Genomic DNA, 18,344 nt, shown 5'->3' with positions numbered 1-18,344 from the left:
GGCGCCCCTTTTTTAACCGGATGCTTAATTATTCGCCATGCTGCCTGAATCTCAGTCCACCGCTTTCCCTGCACATCGTTTTTCTATCGCGCCGATGCTCGACTGGACGGACAGACACTGCCGCTACTTTTTGCGCTTACTGTCCAGCCAGACGCTGCTCTATACGGAGATGGTAACCACCGGGGCAATCATTCATGGTAAAGGCGACTATCTGGCGTATAGCGACGAAGAGCATCCGATAGCCTTACAGCTTGGTGGTAGCGACCCGGCCGCGTTGGCACAGTGTGCGAAGCTGGCGGAAGCACGGGGCTATGACGAGATAAACCTCAACGTGGGCTGTCCCTCTGATCGCGTACAAAACGGGATGTTTGGTGCCTGCCTGATGGGCAATGCGCAGCTGGTTGCCGACTGCATCAAGGCGATGCGTGATGTGGTATCGATTCCGGTGACGGTCAAAACCCGTATTGGCATTGATGACCAGGACAGCTACGAATTTCTGTGTGATTTCATCAACACGGTCTCCGGCAAAGGAGAATGTGAGATGTTTATCATTCATGCGCGCAAGGCCTGGTTGTCCGGGCTGAGCCCGAAAGAAAACCGTGAAATCCCACCGCTGGATTACGCCCGCGTGTACCAGCTGAAGCGTGATTTCCCGCAGTTGACCATGTCGATCAACGGCGGCATTAAATCGCTGGAAGAAGCGAAAGCGCACCTTGAACATATGGATGGCGTGATGGTGGGACGTGAAGCCTATCAGAACCCCGGTATTCTGGCATCCGTGGATCGCGAAATTTTCGGTTCAACGGGTGCTGACGTGGACCCTGTTGCCGTGGTGCGCGCCATGTACCCGTATATTGAACGGGAACTGAGCCAGGGAACGTATCTGGGACATATTACCCGCCATATGCTGGGGCTGTTCCAGGGCATTCCGGGCGCGCGTCAGTGGCGTCGTTACCTGAGCGAAAATGCGCACAAAGCCGGTGCGGATATCAACGTGCTGGAACATGCGTTGAAGCTGGTAGCAGACAAACGTTAATTGTTCACCAAAAGTTAGTCAATTTCACCACGCCCTGCGCACTGTTGCGGGGCATTTTCTTTATAAATCAATCAATTAATTCTGGCATGATTTTTGTAATGGTTTAAGCAGAAATTCATTATGGGAGAGCATCATGCTGGAACTACTTTTTGTGATTGGCTTTTTTGTCATGCTGATGGTCACCGGCGTGTCGCTGCTGGGGATTCTGGCTGCGCTGATGGTGGCGACCGCCGTGATGTTCCTCGGCGGGATGTTTGCGCTGATGATTAAACTGCTGCCATGGCTGTTATTGGCTGTCGCCGTGGTGTGGGTTATCAAGGCCATAAAAGCGCCAAAAGTCCCGCACTATCAGCGCAATAACCGTCGATTTTACTAAGGTATTGAGCGGTACATCACAACCTGCAACATTGCCTTTAGAACCAAATAGGAATTGATTATTAAATCTGTCACTATTGCGCGGTTAACGAATTCATCGAGCTGTACCCTACATACAGCCGAACTAAAAAAAGAAAGGGCTTCCTACGGGAAGCCCTAATTCTTTTCTTCCCCGTCATAATTCAAACCGCAGGCGTGTTGGCTGCTTGAATTATTTAAGGGAGAAGTTTCACGGGATCAGCAAACTCGACCCCTGCGTGGCCCGGCTTTCCAGTACTTCATGCGCCCGCTGGGCATCTTTTAACGCAAACGTCTGACCTTGCGCGATATCGACTTTAATCACGCCGCTGGCAATCAGTGAAAATAGCTCATTACTGGCTTCGGTCAATTCATGGCGGTTGGTGATGTAACCCTGCAGAGAAGGGCGTGTGGCGTACAGCGAGCCTTTCTGGTTCAGAATGCCTAAGTTAACGCCGGTCACCGGCCCGGAAGAATTACCAAAACTCACCATCAATCCCCGGCGTTGCAGGCAGTCCAGCGAGGCTTCCCAGGTGTCTTTACCCACCGAGTCATAAACTACCCGGACTTTTTTACCGCCCGTAATTTCTTTAACCCGCTCGACAATGCTCTCTTCGCGATAGTTAATCACCTGCCATGCGCCGGCCTGTAATGCAATTTGCGCCTTTTGCGCAGTGCCGACGGTACCAATTAGCTTCGCCCCCAATGCTTTTGCCCACTGGCAGGCAATCAGACCAACGCCGCCTGCGGCGGCATGGAACAGAAACGGCTCGTCAGGCTGGATTTCATAGGTTTTACGCAACAGATAGAAAACGGTTAACCCTTTCAGGTAGGACGCGGCAGCCTGCTCAAACGAGATGGCATCAGGTAAAATGGCGGCTTTATCGGCGGGGACATTATGTACGGAACTGTAGGCGCCGAGCATTGACTGGGCGTAGACCACGCGATCGCCAACGCTGATGTGGGTTACTTTGCTACCGACTTTGCTGACCACGCCGGCCGCTTCGGTGCCGAGTCCGCTGGGCAGAGAAGGGGGCGGATACAGTCCGCTGCGGATGTAGGTATCGATATAATTGATGCCAATCGCTTTGTTTTCGACCTGGATTTCATGCTCGGTCGGATCAACGGGCGTAAAGTCCACAGCCTTCAGTACGTCAGGGCCGCCGTGCTTGTGAAATTCAATACGTGTTGCCATGCTTCCTCCAGAAATGTGGTAATCTTTCGACCCAATCATTATCTCGGTAACTCCATTCACTATGGCAGGAAATAAACCCTTCAACAAACAACAGACTGATGCTCGTGACCGCGATCTGCAGGTCGCCGGGCTGAAAGTACCGCCGCACTCGATTGAAGCGGAACAGTCGGTGTTGGGCGGTTTAATGCTGGATAACGAACGCTGGGACGATGTTGCCGAGCGTGTCGTCGCGGAGGATTTTTACACCCGACCGCACCGGCATATCTTCACCGAAATGCATCGTTTGCAGGAGATGGGCAAACCCATCGATCTGATAACCCTGGCCGAGTCGCTGGAAGTGCAGGGGCAACTCGACAGCGTCGGCGGTTTCGCCTATCTGGCTGAGTTATCTAAAAATACGCCAAGTGCGGCGAACATAAGCGCCTATGCGGATATCGTCCGCGAACGCGCCGTCGTGCGCGACATGATTTCGGTAGCCCATGAAATCGCGGAGGCCGGATTTGATCCGCAAGGGCGTTCCAGTGAAGATTTGCTGGATCTCGCGGAATCCCGCGTTTTTAAAATCGCCGAAAGCCGCGCCAACAAAGACGAAGGCCCGAAAAATATTACCGAGGTGCTCGACGCCACCGTCGCGCGCATCGAACAGCTGTTCCAGCAGCCGCATGACGGCGTCACCGGGGTGAATACCGGCTACGACGACCTCAACAAAAAGACTGCCGGTCTACAGCCGTCGGACCTGATTATCGTCGCCGCGCGTCCGTCGATGGGTAAAACGACGTTTGCAATGAACCTCGTCGAAAATGCGGCGATGTTGCAGGATAAGCCGGTACTTATCTTTAGTCTTGAAATGCCCTCCGAACAGATCATGATGCGTTGTCTGGCATCGCTGTCGCGCGTAGACCAGACTAAAATCCGTACCGGTCAGTTGGATGACGAAGACTGGGCGCGAATTTCCGGCACCATGGGGATCTTACTGGAGAAACGAAACATCTACATTGATGACTCCTCCGGCCTGACGCCCACGGAAGTGCGTTCGCGCGCACGCCGTATCGCCCGTGAACACGGCGGTATCGGACTGATTATGATCGACTACCTGCAGCTGATGCGGGTGCCGTCGCTCTCCGACAACCGTACGCTGGAAATTGCTGAAATTTCGCGCTCGCTGAAATCATTAGCAAAAGAACTGCATGTGCCGGTGGTGGCGCTGTCGCAGCTTAACCGCTCTCTGGAACAACGCGCCGACAAGCGTCCGGTCAACTCGGATCTCCGTGAATCGGGGTCTATCGAGCAGGATGCCGACTTAATCATGTTTATTTATCGTGACGAGGTTTATCACGAAAACAGCGACTTAAAAGGCATCGCGGAAATTATTATTGGTAAGCAACGTAACGGCCCAATCGGTACGGTGCGCCTGACGTTTAACGGCCAGTGGTCACGCTTCGATAATTATGCCGGACCACAGTATGACGATGAGTAACGCTCCGTCGTCCATTTATTAAGGAACACAAATGCAAGCGGCAACTGTTGTCATTAACCGCCGCGCTCTGCGACACAACCTGCAACGTCTGCGTGAACTGGCACCTGCCAGTAAACTGGTTGCGGTGGTGAAAGCGAACGCTTACGGCCATGGTCTGTTAGAGACCGCGCGAACGCTCCCTGATGCGGACGCTTTTGGTGTCGCTCGTCTTGAAGAAGCTCTGCGACTGCGCGCGGGTGGGATCACGCAACCCATCCTGCTATTGGAGGGTTTTTTCGATGCCTCCGATCTGCCGACCATCTCCGCACAGCGGCTGCATACTGCCGTGCACAATGAGGAGCAGCTTGCGGCGCTGGAAGCGGCTGAACTGGCGGAACCCGTCACCGTCTGGATGAAGCTCGACACCGGGATGCACCGTCTGGGCGTACGTCCTGAGCAGGCTGAGGCGTTTTATCAACGCTTGACCCACTGTAAAAACGTGCGTCAGCCGGTCAACATCGTCAGCCACTTTGCCCGTGCAGACGAACCCGAATGTGGCGCGACGGAAAAGCAGCTCGAAATCTTCAATCGTTTTTGTGAAGGCAAGCCGGGACAGCGTTCTATTGCCGCATCTGGCGGTATCCTGCTGTGGCCGCAGTCCCATTTCGACTGGGCGCGTCCGGGGCTAATTCTGTATGGCGTATCGCCGCTGGAGAATCATTCCGCCGGGACTGATTTTGGCTGCCAGCCGGTGATGTCGCTCACCTCCAGCCTGATCGCCGTGCGCGAGCACAAAGCGGGCGAACCTGTTGGCTATGGTGGAACGTGGGAAAGCGCGCGTGACACGCGCCTGGGCGTGGTGGCGATGGGCTATGGCGACGGGTATCCGCGAGCGGCGCCGTCCGGCACACCGGTACTGGTCAATGGTCGGGAAGTGCCGATTGTTGGTCGTGTGGCAATGGACATGATCTGCGTTGATTTGGGACCAGAAGCGCAGGAAAAAGCCGGCGATCCGGTGATTCTGTGGGGCGATGGTCTGCCCGTTGAACGCATTGCTGAAATAACGAAAGTAAGTGCTTACGAACTTATCACGCGCCTGACATCAAGGGTAGCGATGAAGTACGTGGACTGAATCTGGCTGTCTGCCGGATAAAGCGGTTCTGCCGCCATCCGGCAATAATCCTCTCAACATCCTCTCGATCTTCTCCCGCTTCCGGTTTATTGTGTTCTTATCCCCTTTCTGTAAACCTGGAGAACCACCACGTGTTTCAAAAAGTTGACGCCTACGCCGGCGACCCGATTTTATCGCTCATGGAGCGCTTCAAGGAAGATTCACGTCGTGACAAAGTGAATCTCAGCATCGGTCTGTATTACAACGAAGACGGGATAATCCCTCAGCTTAACGCCGTAAGCGAAGCGGAAGCCCGGCTCAATGCTCAGCCGCAGGGTGCGTCACTGTATTTACCGATGGAAGGCCTGAACAGCTATCGCCACACCATTGCGCCACTACTGTTTGGCGCAGAACACCCGGTTCTTCAGCAGCAGCGCGTGGCGACGATTCAGACGCTGGGAGGATCAGGTGCGCTAAAAGTAGGTGCGGATTTTCTGAAGCGTTACTTCCCTGATTCTGGCGTCTGGGTCAGCGATCCGACATGGGAAAACCACATCGCGATTTTTGAAGGGGCTGGATTCGAAGTAAGTACTTACCCCTGGTATGACAACACGACTAACGGCGTGCGCGTCAACGACCTGCTGGCAACCTTGAACACCTTACCGGCTCGCAGCATTGTACTGTTGCATCCGTGCTGCCATAACCCGACCGGTGCGGACTTGACGCCTGCGCAGTGGGATGCGGTTATCGAGATTCTGCAAGCGCGCGATCTAATCCCTTTCCTTGATATTGCCTATCAGGGATTTGGCGCGGGAATGGAAGACGACGCCTATGCGATCCGCGCCATTGCCAGCGCTGGATTGCCTGCCCTGGTCAGCAACTCGTTCTCTAAAATTTTCTCTTTATACGGTGAGCGTGTCGGCGGCCTTTCCGTGGTGTGCGAAGACGCCGAGACTGCGGGTCGCGTGCTGGGGCAGTTAAAAGCCACGGTGCGTCGTAACTACTCCAGTCCACCTAACTTTGGTGCGCAGGTGGTTGCCGCCGTGCTGGGCGATGACGCGCTTAAAGCCAACTGGCTGGCGGAAGTAGAAGCGATGCGTACCCGCATCCTGGCGATGCGTCAGGAATTGGTCAATGTTCTCCATGCCGAGATACCGGGCCGTAACTTTGACTACCTTCTGCAACAGCGCGGTATGTTCAGCTATACCGGGTTGAGCGCCGCCCAGGTCGATCGCCTGCGTGATGAATTCGGGGTTTACCTGATCGCCAGCGGCCGCATGTGCGTCGCCGGGTTGAATCACGGTAACGTCCAGCGTGTGGCAAAAGCGTTTGCTGCTGTCATGTAACCGGATTTGTCATTTCTCGCACAGTGTTGCCGGATGGCGGCGTAAACGCCTTATCCGGCCTACAAAGTATTGGATTTTTCGGTTGTAGGCCTGATAAGTGTCGCGCCATCAGGCACGCTTTTTCTGTGTGATCATCCTCTTTTTCTGTAACAAAACGAGAGAAACCCCTTCCTTTCACCTTCCCCAGGGGGTAAGGTCAGATAGTTTTTTGACCAGTTGTTAATAAAAAAATGATAACTAGCTGACTACTTAGGGAAAAATATGCGCAAGATTACGTTGGCACTTAGTGCCGTTTGCTTATTGTTCACGTTAAACCATTCCGCCCAGGCTTTAGTTTCTTCCCCCTCGCAGCTTAATCCAGGCACTAACGTTGCAAAACTCGCTGAGCAGTCTCCGGTTCACTGGGTCTCTGTTGCTCAGATTGAAAACAGCCTGACCGGACGCCCGCCAATGGCCGTCGGATTCGATATTGATGACACCGTTCTTTTTTCCAGCCCGGGTTTCTGGCGTGGCAAAAAAACCTGGTCCCCGGAGAGTGAGGATTACCTGAAGAATCCGGCGTTCTGGGAAAAAATGAACAATGGCTGGGATGAATTTAGTATTCCAAAAGAAGTCGCGCGTCAGTTGATTGATATGCATGTTCGTCGCGGTGACAGCATCTTCTTTGTCACGGGACGTAGCCCGACAAAAACCGAAACTGTGTCTAAAACACTGTCCGATAACTTCCACATTCCATCCGCTAATATGAATCCGGTTATCTTTGCCGGTGATAAAGCCGGGCAGAACACCAAAACGCAGTGGTTACAGGATAAAAACATCCGCATGTTCTACGGCGATTCCGACAATGACATCACCGCCGCGCGCGACGTAGGTATTCGCGGTATTCGCATTTTGCGCGCCTCCAACTCCACCTATAAACCACTGCCGCAGGCCGGGGCATATGGCGAAGAGGTGATTGTAAACTCAGAATACTGAGGGTACAGGTTCTTTATTGGTGATTTTTTAAACAAATTTGCGTTGCTGGCTTTTACCTTTGGCAGAGTTGCTGCACACTGAGTAAAAGATGTTCTCATTAGGCGAGCTGCTGGTAAGGGGAATAAAGATGACGAACTCGGAGTTGCTGCAATACTGCATGGCGAAAACAGGTGCCGAACAGAGCGTGCACAGCGACTGGAAAGCCACGCAAATTAAAGTCGAAGATGTGCTTTTTGCGATGGTAAAAGAGGTGGAAGAACGCCCTGCTGTGTCGCTGAAAACCAGCCCTGAACTGGCCGAGTTATTGCGCCAGCAGCATAGCGATGTCCGGCCAAGCCGGCATCTTAATAAGGCGCACTGGAGCACGGTGTACCTGGATGGTTCGCTGCCAGATTCACAAATTTACTATTTGGTGGACGCCTCTTATCAACAGGCTATCAAGACGCTGCCAGAAGATAAACGCAGGATGTTGGCGCAGTTCTGAGCCTTTTTGCCGGATGCGGCGTAAGCGCCTTATCTGGCCTACAACCCAATACGTCTATCCTGTAGGCCCGATAGCTTGCGCCATCGGGCATGAGTAACTACAGCAGTGGTTTGAGGAAGCGGGCGGTGTGTGAGGCTTCACACTCTGCAACCGTTTCCGGCGTACCGGCAACCAGGATTTCTCCGCCGCCGCTACCCCCTTCCGGACCGAGATCGACAATCCAGTCGGCCGTTTTAATCACGTCCAGATTATGCTCAATGACCACGATGGTGTTGCCCTGATCCCTGAGCTGGTGCAGCACGTCCAGCAACTGCTGAATATCCGCAAAGTGCAGACCGGTAGTCGGCTCATCGAGGATGTACAGCGTTTGTCCTGTACCGCGTTTTGATAACTCACGCGCCAGCTTCACGCGCTGGGCCTCGCCGCCAGAAAGGGTTGTTGCGGACTGCCCAAGGCGAATATAAGTCAAGCCAACGTCCATCAGCGTTTGCAGTTTACGCGCCAGCGCCGGGACGGCATCAAAGAACTCACGCGCCTCTTCAATGGTCATATCCAGCACTTCGTGGATAGTCTTGCCCTTGTACTTGATCTCCAACGTTTCGCGGTTATAGCGCTTGCCTTTGCACTGGTCACACGGCACGTAGATATCCGGCAGGAAGTGCATCTCAACTTTGATTACGCCGTCGCCCTGACAGGCTTCACAACGTCCACCGCGCACGTTAAAGCTAAAGCGCCCCGGCGTGTAGCCGCGCGCGCGTGATTCCGGCACGCCAGCAAACAGTTCGCGGACGGGTGTAAATACGCCGGTATAGGTTGCCGGGTTGGAACGTGGCGTACGACCAATGGGGCTCTGGTCGATGTCGATAACTTTATCGAAATGCTCCAGCCCCTGAATGTCGCGATAAGGTGCAGGTTCAGCCAGCGTAGCGCCGTTGAGCTGGGTCTGAGCAATCGGGAACAGCGTGTCGTTTATCAGCGTTGATTTACCGGAACCGGATACGCCGGTAATACAGGTAAACAGGCCAACCGGCAGCGTCAGGGTGACATCTTTCAGGTTGTTGCCGCGCGCACCGGTGAGCTTCAGCACTTTTTCCGGGTTAGCGGGCACGCGTTGTTTCGGCACTTCAATCTTGCGCTTGCCGCTCATATACTGGCCGGTCAGTGACTCAGGCACTGCCATAATGTCATTGAGCGTACCTTCCGCCACCACCTGTCCACCGTGGACGCCCGCGCCTGGACCGATATCGATCACATGGTCAGCGGCGCGAATCGCATCTTCATCGTGCTCAACCACAATCACGGTATTACCCAGATTGCGCAGATGGATAAGCGTACCCAGCAGGCGTTCGTTATCGCGCTGGTGCAGACCGATGGACGGTTCATCCAGCACGTACATTACGCCGACCAGGCCCGCACCGATCTGGCTTGCCAGACGGATACGCTGGGCTTCGCCGCCGGAGAGCGTTTCGGCCGAACGCGACAGCGTCAGGTAGTTCAGACCGACGTTAACCAGGAACTTGAGGCGGTCGCCAATCTCTTTAAGGATTTTCTCCGCAATCTTCGCCCGTTGACCGGCAAGTTTGAGATTGTTGAAGAAATCCATCGCATGACCGATGCTCATGTCAGAAATAGTAGGCAGCGGTGTGTTCTCAACAAACACGTGGCGCGCTTCACGACGCAGGCGCGTGCCTTCACAGCTGGCGCACGGTCGGTTGCTGATGAACTTAGATAATTCTTCGCGTACCGCGCTGGATTCCGTCTCTTTATAACGGCGCTCCATATTGTGCAGCACACCTTCAAACGGGTGACGACGTACGGAAGTATCACCGCGGTCGTTCATATATTTGAATTCGATATTCTCTTTGCCGGAACCGTACAGCACCACTTTGTGAACCGTTGGGTTCAGGCTGGCCCACGGGGCTTCTATGTCGAACTTATAATGCTCTGCCAGTGACTTAAGCATCTGGAAGTAATAGAAGTTACGACGATCCCAGCCACGGATCGCGCCGCCAGCCAGCGACAGCTCTGGGTTTTGGATCACGCGGTCAGGGTCGAAATACTGCTGCACGCCGAGACCGTCGCAGGTAGGACATGCGCCCGCCGGGTTATTGAACGAGAACAAGCGGGGTTCCAGCTCGCGCATGCTGTAGCCGCAAATAGGGCAGGCAAAGTTGGCGGAGAAGAGCAGCTCCTCCGCTTTCGGGTTGTCCATATCGGCAACCACCGCCGTGCCACCGGAGAGATCCAGCGCGGTTTCAAAAGACTCCGCCAGACGCTGTGACAGGTCGTCACGGACTTTAAAGCGGTCGATGACCACTTCAATGGTATGTTTCTTTTGCAGCTCCAGCTTTGGTGGATCGGACAGGTCACACACTTCACCGTCAATACGGGCGCGGATATAACCCTGGCTTGCCAGATTCTCCAGCGTTTTTGTGTGTTCGCCTTTGCGCTCTTTGATGATAGGTGCCAGCAGCATCAGGCGCTTGCCTTCCGGTTGTGACAGCACGTTGTCCACCATCTGGCTAACGGTCTGCGCTGCCAGCGGTACGTCGTGATCCGGACAGCGCGGCTCACCGACGCGGGCAAACAGCAGGCGCAGGTAGTCGTGAATTTCGGTAATGGTGCCTACCGTGGATCGCGGGTTATGGGATGTCGATTTTTGTTCAATTGAGATGGCTGGCGACAGCCCCTCAATGTGGTCGACATCCGGTTTTTCCATCAGCGACAGGAACTGACGCGCATACGCGGAAAGCGATTCAACGTAACGACGCTGCCCTTCGGCATACAAGGTGTCGAAAGCCAGCGAGGATTTGCCTGAGCCCGAAAGCCCGGTGACGACAATCAGCTTGTCGCGCGGGATGACGAGGTTGATGTTTTTGAGATTATGGGTGCGGGCGCCCCGAACTTCGATCTTATCCATTCATCTTTCCCGGATTAAACGCTTTTTTGCCTGGCTGCATGGTGCTACCGGCGATCACAAACGGTTAATTATGACACAACCTGACCTGAATGGATATACAGTATTGGAATGCAAAACGCAGGTGTCTGTGTAACAATGTCTGGCTGAGGTTGTTTACTGGAATCCACCTCTCAACGTAGTAAAAGCGCTATTGGAAATGCTACAATCCCGCGCTTACACTTATTAAGAAACGTTTTTCAGGAGACACGATCATGGCCAGCAGAGGCGTAAACAAGGTGATTCTCGTCGGTAATCTGGGCCAGGACCCGGAAGTACGCTATATGCCGAATGGTGGTGCAGTTGCCAACATTACGCTGGCTACTTCCGAATCCTGGCGTGATAAAGCGACCGGCGAGATGAAAGAGCAGACTGAATGGCACCGTGTTGTGCTGTTTGGCAAACTGGCGGAAGTCGCCAGCGAATATCTGCGCAAAGGTTCTCAGGTCTACATTGAAGGTCAGCTGCGTACCCGCAAATGGACCGATCAGTCAGGTGTCGAGAAGTACACGACTGAAGTTGTTGTGAACGTCGGCGGCACCATGCAAATGCTGGGTGGTCGTCAGGGCGGCGGTGCACCGGCGGGCGGTAATGCAGGTGGCGGTCAACAGGGTGGTTGGGGTCAGCCTCAGCAGCCGCAGGGTGGCAACCAGTTCAGCGGCGGTGCACAGTCTCGTCCGCAGCAGTCCGCTCCGGCAGCGCCGTCTAACGAACCGCCAATCGACTTTGACGACGACATTCCGTTCTGATCGTTATTTAACGATTATTACCGTAATGAATGAAAAGCCCCATTTAAAATGGGGCTTTTTTGTATTTGACGATCTTCTCACATATAATATTCGAATATTTTGTAAGGAAAAAGCGAAATATAATCATTGTTTATAATTAATATTTTAATATATGCACTTAATAATATTGATAGTAGTCAAAGTTAAATAAACTATTGCGAAGTTATTTATTTCATGATTCAAAAAATATTGACAGCGTGATGTACCGCATTAAATAATGCTCTGAGATTGTCAATTCATCATTGATACAAGTGTATTGCTCTCCGATCTCTTTTTATTAATGAGGATTTGATAGTCGTCTTGATATTTCTATATTCTTTTGTACTTCGGAGTCTATATATGTATCAATGGAAGAATAACGCTAAGGTAATATTGCCTTTAGCCTTGTCGGTGAGCATTAGTAATGCGCTATATTCTGGGGCGGCATTCGCTAAAGATTATACACTGAACTATATCGGTAAGGACCCCGAGCTCCCTGGTTTCAGCATCAAAGATACGATTGCCGGCGACAACAACTACGATTTTACGGTTAAAATTGATAATCCTGAGCGAGGTGAAGGTAACGGTCTTGAGGTCAAGATTGGCAACATCACGAGTGATCAGGGTGGTGAGTATCATATTGGTAATTACAACGTCAATATTAGCGGGACCACGGAGCAGGATCATCGTGCCGGGTTAGCCTTCTTTGGGTTGTCTGCAGAAGGCAGTGACACCAAAGTGACTGTCGACAATTTTAGTCTTAAAAATAATTTCCTAATTGGCAATAAGTATACACACAACAATACTGCGTTATATGTAGGCGGTGGCGCGGATGTGTCTGTGAACGGCAATGTGTACATTCGTTCTGAAGTTGAGCACACCAAACAGGGCGAAGATGCAACGCTGGCTAATAACGGAGTCTATGCTCGGGGTGCGGGTTCAACCATTACGGCAAACGGTGGAGATGTTTACATTAATACCTATGCCAGTAACTTTAAAGAACTCCTGGAGAACAATAGCGGTTACCCGGAAGGCTCATCAAAAAGTGATGCGGTCAGTGCTAAAGACGGTGGTGTCGTTAATATTAATCAGGCCGGAGGCAACAAGGTTAATCTATTAGGTAACCTCGACTTCGGTGATAAGCTTTATTCTAATACAAGCCAGATGAATATTACGCTTAATGGGGCAGATTCATACTGGCATGGGCATGAAGCAAACTTCTTTGACGCAACAACCGGGAAATGGAGCGGCGATCTCAACCTTACGCTGGCGAATAACGCCCACTGGATCCCCGATGGTAAAGATGCGGAAATCAGTGCCATCACCCTGAAAGACGGCGGTACGGTAAACCTGCATGGTTTTAACCTGCACACCAATCAGAGTATCAACGAAACCGTTAAAATTCATGATTTGAAAGGGAACAACGGTATTTTCCTGATTGATGTCAATACCAATAAAACGGATGAGCAGCGACGTAACGGCAGCGACTTCATTGAAGTTGTCAAAAGTAGTACCGGCGGTACACATGCGATTGAAGCGTTGAATATCAACAAGCTCACTGATTTGAAGGAAGATATCTGGGTTGCCGATGCGGCAAGTAATGTGACATTCGAAGCGTACGATAAAGTCGATATTACGAACGAGTATGTGTATGACTATAAACCACTGCTGCGTTCTGATATCCGTGAAGGCGATCCGCAAAGCCAGTACGGTACCAACTGGTATATCACGGGTGTTTCGACGAAAGCCAGCGCAGGTAGTAACACCGTGATCGCCAATGCTGGGCTGAACTACGCAATGGCGACCGCTCGTCTTGAAATCGACAGCCTGAATAAGCGTTTAGGCGAACTCCGCCAGGATCAGCAGCAAAATGGTCTGTGGATACGCTATAAAGGTGGTGAAATAGAGAGTGATACTGGGAGCTACTTCAAAAACCTGTATAGCTTCTGGCAACTCGGTTATGACAACAAAGACGAAGGCGAATCGTCTGTCTGGACGCGAGGGATTGCCGCGCATTACATGAGAGGCAATGCCGACTTCACTTATGGTACTGGCGATAACAAGAACTACGGTGGTTCACTTTATGCTGCATGGAATCGCCCAGAGAAACAAGATTACCTGGATCTGGTGCTGAAATATAGCCGCCATGAAAGTGACTTCAATTACAGGAACACATACGGCAACTCTGGCTTTGCAGATAGCAGCACATGGTCAATCAGTGCCAGCGCAGAATACGGTCGCGAGTTTAGCTTAGGAAACTCTACGTTTATCGAACCGCAAGGTCAGATCGTGTATACCTATCTGGATGAGGCCAGTTACACCACCAGTAGTGGGTTGAAAGTCCGTCAAAACGATATAGACAGCGTTATTGGCCGTGTCGGATTGCGCGGAGGTTATCGGTTTGAATCGCGCCCGGATAGCGATATTTACGTGAAGCTGGATTTGCTGCATGAGTTTGCTGGCGATCGTGATGTCACCGTTTGGGGTAAAGATGCCGCACTGAAAGTGAGCGAAGGGGGAAGTGACTCCTGGATCAACTATGGTATAGGTACCAATATCCATCTCACTCAGAACAATAACTCCCGGTTGTATGTTGATCTGGAAAGATCGGCGGGAGGTGACATTGATATGAACTGGCAGGTTAATGCGGGTTTCCGTATGGAGTGGTAGTTCATAGCTTTGAATGGGTTCACTTAACCTAAAAATAAGCGTCCGATTGAAATTTTAGTTCAGTCGGACGCTTTCTTTTGATCAGTTTAATACCATCGGCCACTCTGGCGGCGTATGGCTCATCACTTCTACCATCACAGACTGGATGTTATTCCAGATAGCGGACACGTCCATCAGGGTGATGCCGAGCAATCCGGTTGCAAACCAGCAGGCGAAAACCAGCCCTAAACCGCTGCTGATAACGGCCAGGCCAATATAATCTGATTTACGAAAACGGATATTGAGCGTGCTGGCTAAAAACATCAGCACTGCGCTCAGCAGTTGCCACCGCAGAAGAACTACGCCAGTTGTTATTGTTGCCATGAAAAACGTCCTCAAAAAGTCTTGATGCCCAGGACAGCACGGGGTTGTTCACAACAGGTGTGGCACTCTGGCTATCGGCGGGCATGCACATCAATGAAACACTGTTTCTGTTACATGATTTTTGTGAACTATATCACATCTGTTCGTTTGTTCACCAGTGCGGGACGCTCTTTTTATTGGTTAATAACATTTGTTTAATTGTGGTTATAGGGTGTGGTGAGCGAATGCATCATTCGTAATAGAAGGTGTATTTACGCTGCTTGTTATCTTTATCCTAAATTAATCTTTAAAAAAATTTATGTATTTTTTATGCGAAGCCCGTATAACGCGTATAAAACATTACGACTTTTACAGTGTGCTATTTTCAAATAAGCTTAACTTTAAGTTTGCCTTACGGAAAAAGAATATCATCATCCGCTATTATCAGACTTTTACATAGAGACGGCGGTTGCGAATGTTGATAGATTCATACAACTTAACTAGCCGGCGTTTATAGCATCCTGCCTTGATGGGTACTGGCATATACGATACAGGGAAATAGGGCTGACATGACTCACAGTGCGCGACGTAAGACGCTGAGGTTCCTTGGAACACTCACGGTGGTATTGCTCCCCGTGGTACTGGCGTTATGGTTTGCTCATGTCAGGGCGACGTCCGAAACCCGCAATCAACTCCGCACTTTTGCGCAGCTGGCCCTCAATAAAACAGAGCTGGTGATCCAGCAAGCCGATCTCGCGCGCGATATGGCACAACTGTATCAAGGGGAGATGTGTACCCCGGCGCATCAAAAAAGTATGCTGAATATTATTCGTGGGCGTTTATATATCAGCGATCTCATTTATGCGCAGGGCGATCATTTTTTGTGCTCAACGTCGATGGTGCCGCCAGCCTCATATATTATGCCCACCGCTGACTATAAGCGGACGCCGGACATCTCCATTTATTACTATCGCGATACGCCGTTTTTTTCTGGCTACAGAATGACGTATATGCAAAGAGGAAACTACGTTGTCGTTATCAATCCTTTATCCTACAGCGAGGTCATGTCTGATGATCCGGACCTCGCCTGGGGGGTCTATGATACGGTAACGGATAGCTTTTTCTCTGCCAGTGAAGGGTCAAACGTTGCGCAATTACTGCCGCTGGTACGCGGCGATGCCCCGACATTCCAGCAAGACGATCGTTTCTATACCATCGTGCATTCAGAAAAGCGGCCCATTGCGGTTATTGTGTCGACCACGGACGATCGCGTTGATCAGAATTTCTATCATGAAGCTGTACTAACGCTCCCTTTCGGCGTGATCTGTAGCATCCTGATCCTACTGATGTGGTGGCGTACGCGCCAACAATACTATTCTCCTCGCCGTCTGTTAAAACGCGCGCTCAAAAAACGCCAGCTTTGCCTGCATTACCAGCCGATCATTGATATCAAAAATGGTCAATGCGTTGGGGCCGAGGCGCTGTTGCGCTGGCCCGGTTGCAAAGGTGAGGTCATGAGTCCGACAGAATTCATTCCGCTGGCGGAAAAGGAAGGGATGATTGAGAAGATAACGGATTATGTGGTCGAAGAAGTGTTCAACGATTTGGGCTATTTTCTGTCAGCACACCCTCAGCTTTACATCTCAATAAATCTCTCTGCCTCCGACTTTCATTCATCCCGGCTGATCGCGCTGATTGCTGAAAAATCACGTGACTACTCTGTACGTTCGCAGCAAATTAAGGTTGAAGTCACCGAGCGCGGATTTATTGATTTGCAGAAGATGACCCCGGTTATTCAGGCATTTCGTCAGGCGGGTTATGAAGTCGCGTTTGATGATTTTGGGACTGGGTATTCCAATCTGCACAATCTGTCTTCGTTGAATGTGGATATTCTGAAGATCGATAAATCGTTTATCAGTACGCTGACCACCAACAGTACCAGCCACATGATTGCCGAACATATCATCGAAATGGCGCAAAGTTTACACCTGAAGACAATTGCAGAAGGGGTCGAAACAGCGGATCAAATCAGCTGGCTGCTGGAGCGCGGCGTACAGTTTTGTCAGGGATGGTACTTTGCGAAAGCATTGCCGCCGCAGGAGTTCATGCACTGGGTTAAGCGCTCGCCCGCCATACTGACGCAGGGCGGGCAATAATTCTACAAACGATGGCGATAGTCGCTGGGGGTTCGATCAAACTCGCGGCGGAACACACGTGAGAATGTTTGTTGCGATACATAGCCGAGATCCATCGCAATATCAAAAATAGGTCGCTCAGTATTGCGTAGCTCAACGGCGGCCAGCAGCAGTCGACGCTGACGAATATAGTCGCCTAACGTCTGGCGCATCACCGTACGGAACATTCGCTGTAAATACCACTTTGAATAACCTGATTTTTTCGCGACCGCTTCGATATTCAGCGGTTGGTCGATATGTTCATCAATCCATTCAATAAGTGTCTGAATAATTTGCTGATGGGACATATGGCAGCCTCTTTCTCAGTATTCGATTCGTCGTTTTGTCTGTCGGCGAGTATAATTCCTCAAGTGAACTTGAGGTAAAGCGATTTATGGAAAAGAAATTACCCCGGATTAAAGCGCTGCTCACCCCTGGTGAAGTGGCAAAGCGTAGCGGCGTGGCAGTATCGACCCTGCATTTCTATGAAAGCAAAGGGTTAATCAGCAGCATGCGCAATAGCGGTAATCAGCGTCGATACAAACGAGATGTGCTGCGTTATGTGGCCATCATCAAGATTGCTCAACGGATTGGTATTCCGCTGGCAACAATTGGTGATGCGTTGAGCGTATTACCCGAAGGCCACTCGCTCAGTGCGAAGGAGTGGAGGCAGCTTTCTTCACAATGGCGCGAAGAGCTTGACCGACGCATTCATACTCTGGTGGCACTACGCGATGAGCTGGACGGTTGTATTGGCTGCGGCTGTTTGTCACGCAGTGATTGTCCGTTGCGTAACCCAGGCGATCAGCTTGGTGAGCAGGGGACTGGGGCGCGATTGCTGGAAGATGATTGATGAGTTTGAAACCGGTGATGGGTATAAAACTAAAGCGCCACAACTGGGCGCTTTAGTTTGGTTCCGGTCTTTGTCTTTCACTCTATCCCGCTGGTTCACGGGAGGGTTTCCCCCGACATCAACACCCCTCAGTCGAGCACGTAGTGGAGGTTCCGGTCTGTGTTGATAAAGTAATTGTAAGTCACCCCAGGACAATTGCCAGTCAATTGGCGGTTTTTTAGCCGAAATTTTTCCTGCATCTTCACCTGTTTTCCTGTGCGACTTTGCGCCTGAAATAGTAGCGCATGTTGCAATAACCCAGCGAAATTTGTTGCCAGATTGCGCATTAACGATAACGTTTGCGCATCGGTTGGCTATTTCTTGTGCGCTATAAGAAGAAATGCATAAAAAGCGGCAAAGTTCTGTTGAAAACCGCCGTATGATCGCAGGATAATCGTTTGCTTTTTTTTACCACCCGTTTTTTATGCGTGAAGCTAAACGTTTGCTTTTTTGCGACACCCCTTTTGGCGCAAACCTGGCACATGGAGAAAACGTTTAGCAGGCAGTGGATTGTCCATCACGCATATTGACGAAAAATAAACTCTCA

At 51.3% G+C, this 18,344-nt stretch carries 15 protein-coding genes; 11 read left to right on the top strand and 4 right to left on the bottom strand.

The features are described 5' to 3' along the window. The first annotated feature begins 37 nt into the window (after positions 1–37). Positions 38–1,036, top strand: a complete 999-nt coding sequence (gene dusA, locus IB214_RS22400) for a tRNA dihydrouridine(20/20a) synthase DusA (RefSeq protein ID WP_096758715.1) — start codon at positions 38–40, stop codon at positions 1,034–1,036. 133 nt (positions 1,037–1,169) lie between these two features. After that, positions 1,170–1,412, top strand: a complete 243-nt coding sequence (gene pspG / locus IB214_RS22395; RefSeq protein ID WP_096758714.1) for an envelope stress response protein PspG — start codon at positions 1,170–1,172, stop codon at positions 1,410–1,412. 228 nt (positions 1,413–1,640) lie between these two features. Here the strand turns inward: pspG and IB214_RS22390 are convergent, their stop codons facing one another. Then, complete coding sequence (locus IB214_RS22390; protein WP_115259703.1) at positions 1,641–2,624, bottom strand: quinone oxidoreductase; 984 nt, start codon at positions 2,622–2,624, stop codon at positions 1,641–1,643. Positions 2,625–2,685: 61 nt separating this feature from the next. Between IB214_RS22390 and dnaB the strand changes: the two genes are divergently transcribed. From dnaB to IB214_RS22365, 5 genes are all read left to right on the top strand, one after another. Continuing rightward, positions 2,686–4,101, top strand: a complete 1,416-nt coding sequence (gene dnaB, locus IB214_RS22385) for a replicative DNA helicase (protein WP_096758712.1) — start codon at positions 2,686–2,688, stop codon at positions 4,099–4,101. A gap of 31 nt (positions 4,102–4,132) precedes the next feature. After that, on the top strand, positions 4,133–5,212 hold the full coding sequence (alr, locus tag IB214_RS22380) for an alanine racemase (protein ID WP_117343606.1): 1,080 nt from the start codon (positions 4,133–4,135) through the stop codon (positions 5,210–5,212). A gap of 131 nt (positions 5,213–5,343) precedes the next feature. Next, positions 5,344–6,537, top strand: a complete 1,194-nt coding sequence (gene tyrB, locus IB214_RS22375; protein WP_117343605.1) for an aromatic amino acid transaminase — start codon at positions 5,344–5,346, stop codon at positions 6,535–6,537. Between the two features lie 261 nt (positions 6,538–6,798). Beyond that, the gene (gene aphA, locus IB214_RS22370; RefSeq protein WP_117343604.1) at positions 6,799–7,512 is read left to right on the top strand and encodes an acid phosphatase AphA; all 714 of its coding nucleotides are present in this window, start codon (positions 6,799–6,801) and stop codon (positions 7,510–7,512) included. A gap of 127 nt (positions 7,513–7,639) precedes the next feature. Continuing rightward, positions 7,640–7,996 (top strand): MmcQ/YjbR family DNA-binding protein, encoded by a 357-nt coding sequence (locus IB214_RS22365; RefSeq protein ID WP_096758708.1) that lies wholly within the window; start codon positions 7,640–7,642, stop codon positions 7,994–7,996. A gap of 97 nt (positions 7,997–8,093) precedes the next feature. Here IB214_RS22365 and uvrA read toward each other — a convergent pair whose 3' ends face one another. Beyond that, the gene (gene uvrA, locus IB214_RS22360) at positions 8,094–10,916 is read right to left on the bottom strand and encodes an excinuclease ABC subunit UvrA (protein WP_096758707.1); all 2,823 of its coding nucleotides are present in this window, start codon (positions 10,914–10,916) and stop codon (positions 8,094–8,096) included. Between the two features lie 251 nt (positions 10,917–11,167). Between uvrA and ssb1 the strand changes: the two genes are divergently transcribed. Continuing rightward, positions 11,168–11,701, top strand: coding sequence for a single-stranded DNA-binding protein SSB1 (gene ssb1, locus IB214_RS22355; RefSeq protein WP_096758705.1), 534 nt, complete (start codon positions 11,168–11,170; stop codon positions 11,699–11,701). A 378-nt stretch (positions 11,702–12,079) separates the two neighbouring features. Further along, on the top strand, positions 12,080–14,389 hold the full coding sequence (locus IB214_RS22350; RefSeq protein ID WP_117343603.1) for an autotransporter outer membrane beta-barrel domain-containing protein: 2,310 nt from the start codon (positions 12,080–12,082) through the stop codon (positions 14,387–14,389). Between the two features lie 81 nt (positions 14,390–14,470). On the opposite strand, the gene IB214_RS22345 is transcribed toward IB214_RS22350, so the two are convergent. Continuing rightward, the gene (locus tag IB214_RS22345) at positions 14,471–14,752 is read right to left on the bottom strand and encodes a YjcB family protein (RefSeq protein WP_096758704.1); all 282 of its coding nucleotides are present in this window, start codon (positions 14,750–14,752) and stop codon (positions 14,471–14,473) included. A gap of 548 nt (positions 14,753–15,300) precedes the next feature. On the opposite strand from IB214_RS22345, the gene IB214_RS22340 reads away from it, so the two are divergent. After that, positions 15,301–16,887, top strand: a complete 1,587-nt coding sequence (locus IB214_RS22340; RefSeq protein ID WP_115259698.1) for an EAL domain-containing protein — start codon at positions 15,301–15,303, stop codon at positions 16,885–16,887. Between the two features lie 2 nt (positions 16,888–16,889). Here the strand turns inward: IB214_RS22340 and soxS are convergent, their stop codons facing one another. Then, complete coding sequence (gene soxS / locus IB214_RS22335) at positions 16,890–17,213, bottom strand: superoxide response transcriptional regulator SoxS (protein WP_096758702.1); 324 nt, start codon at positions 17,211–17,213, stop codon at positions 16,890–16,892. Between the two features lie 86 nt (positions 17,214–17,299). Here soxS and soxR point away from each other — a divergent pair, with 86 nt between their 5' ends. After that, a complete protein-coding gene (soxR, locus tag IB214_RS22330) occupies positions 17,300–17,758 on the top strand; it encodes a redox-sensitive transcriptional activator SoxR (protein ID WP_117343602.1) in 459 nt (152 codons plus the stop codon). The last annotated feature ends 586 nt before the right edge of the window (positions 17,759–18,344 follow it).

It is taken from the genome of Citrobacter sp. C1 (genome assembly GCF_014596895.2).
Taxonomy (GTDB): domain Bacteria; phylum Pseudomonadota; class Gammaproteobacteria; order Enterobacterales; family Enterobacteriaceae; genus Citrobacter; species Citrobacter gillenii.
Note: the sequence above shows the minus strand (reverse complement) of the source record. Positions and strands in the feature narration are given on the sequence as shown.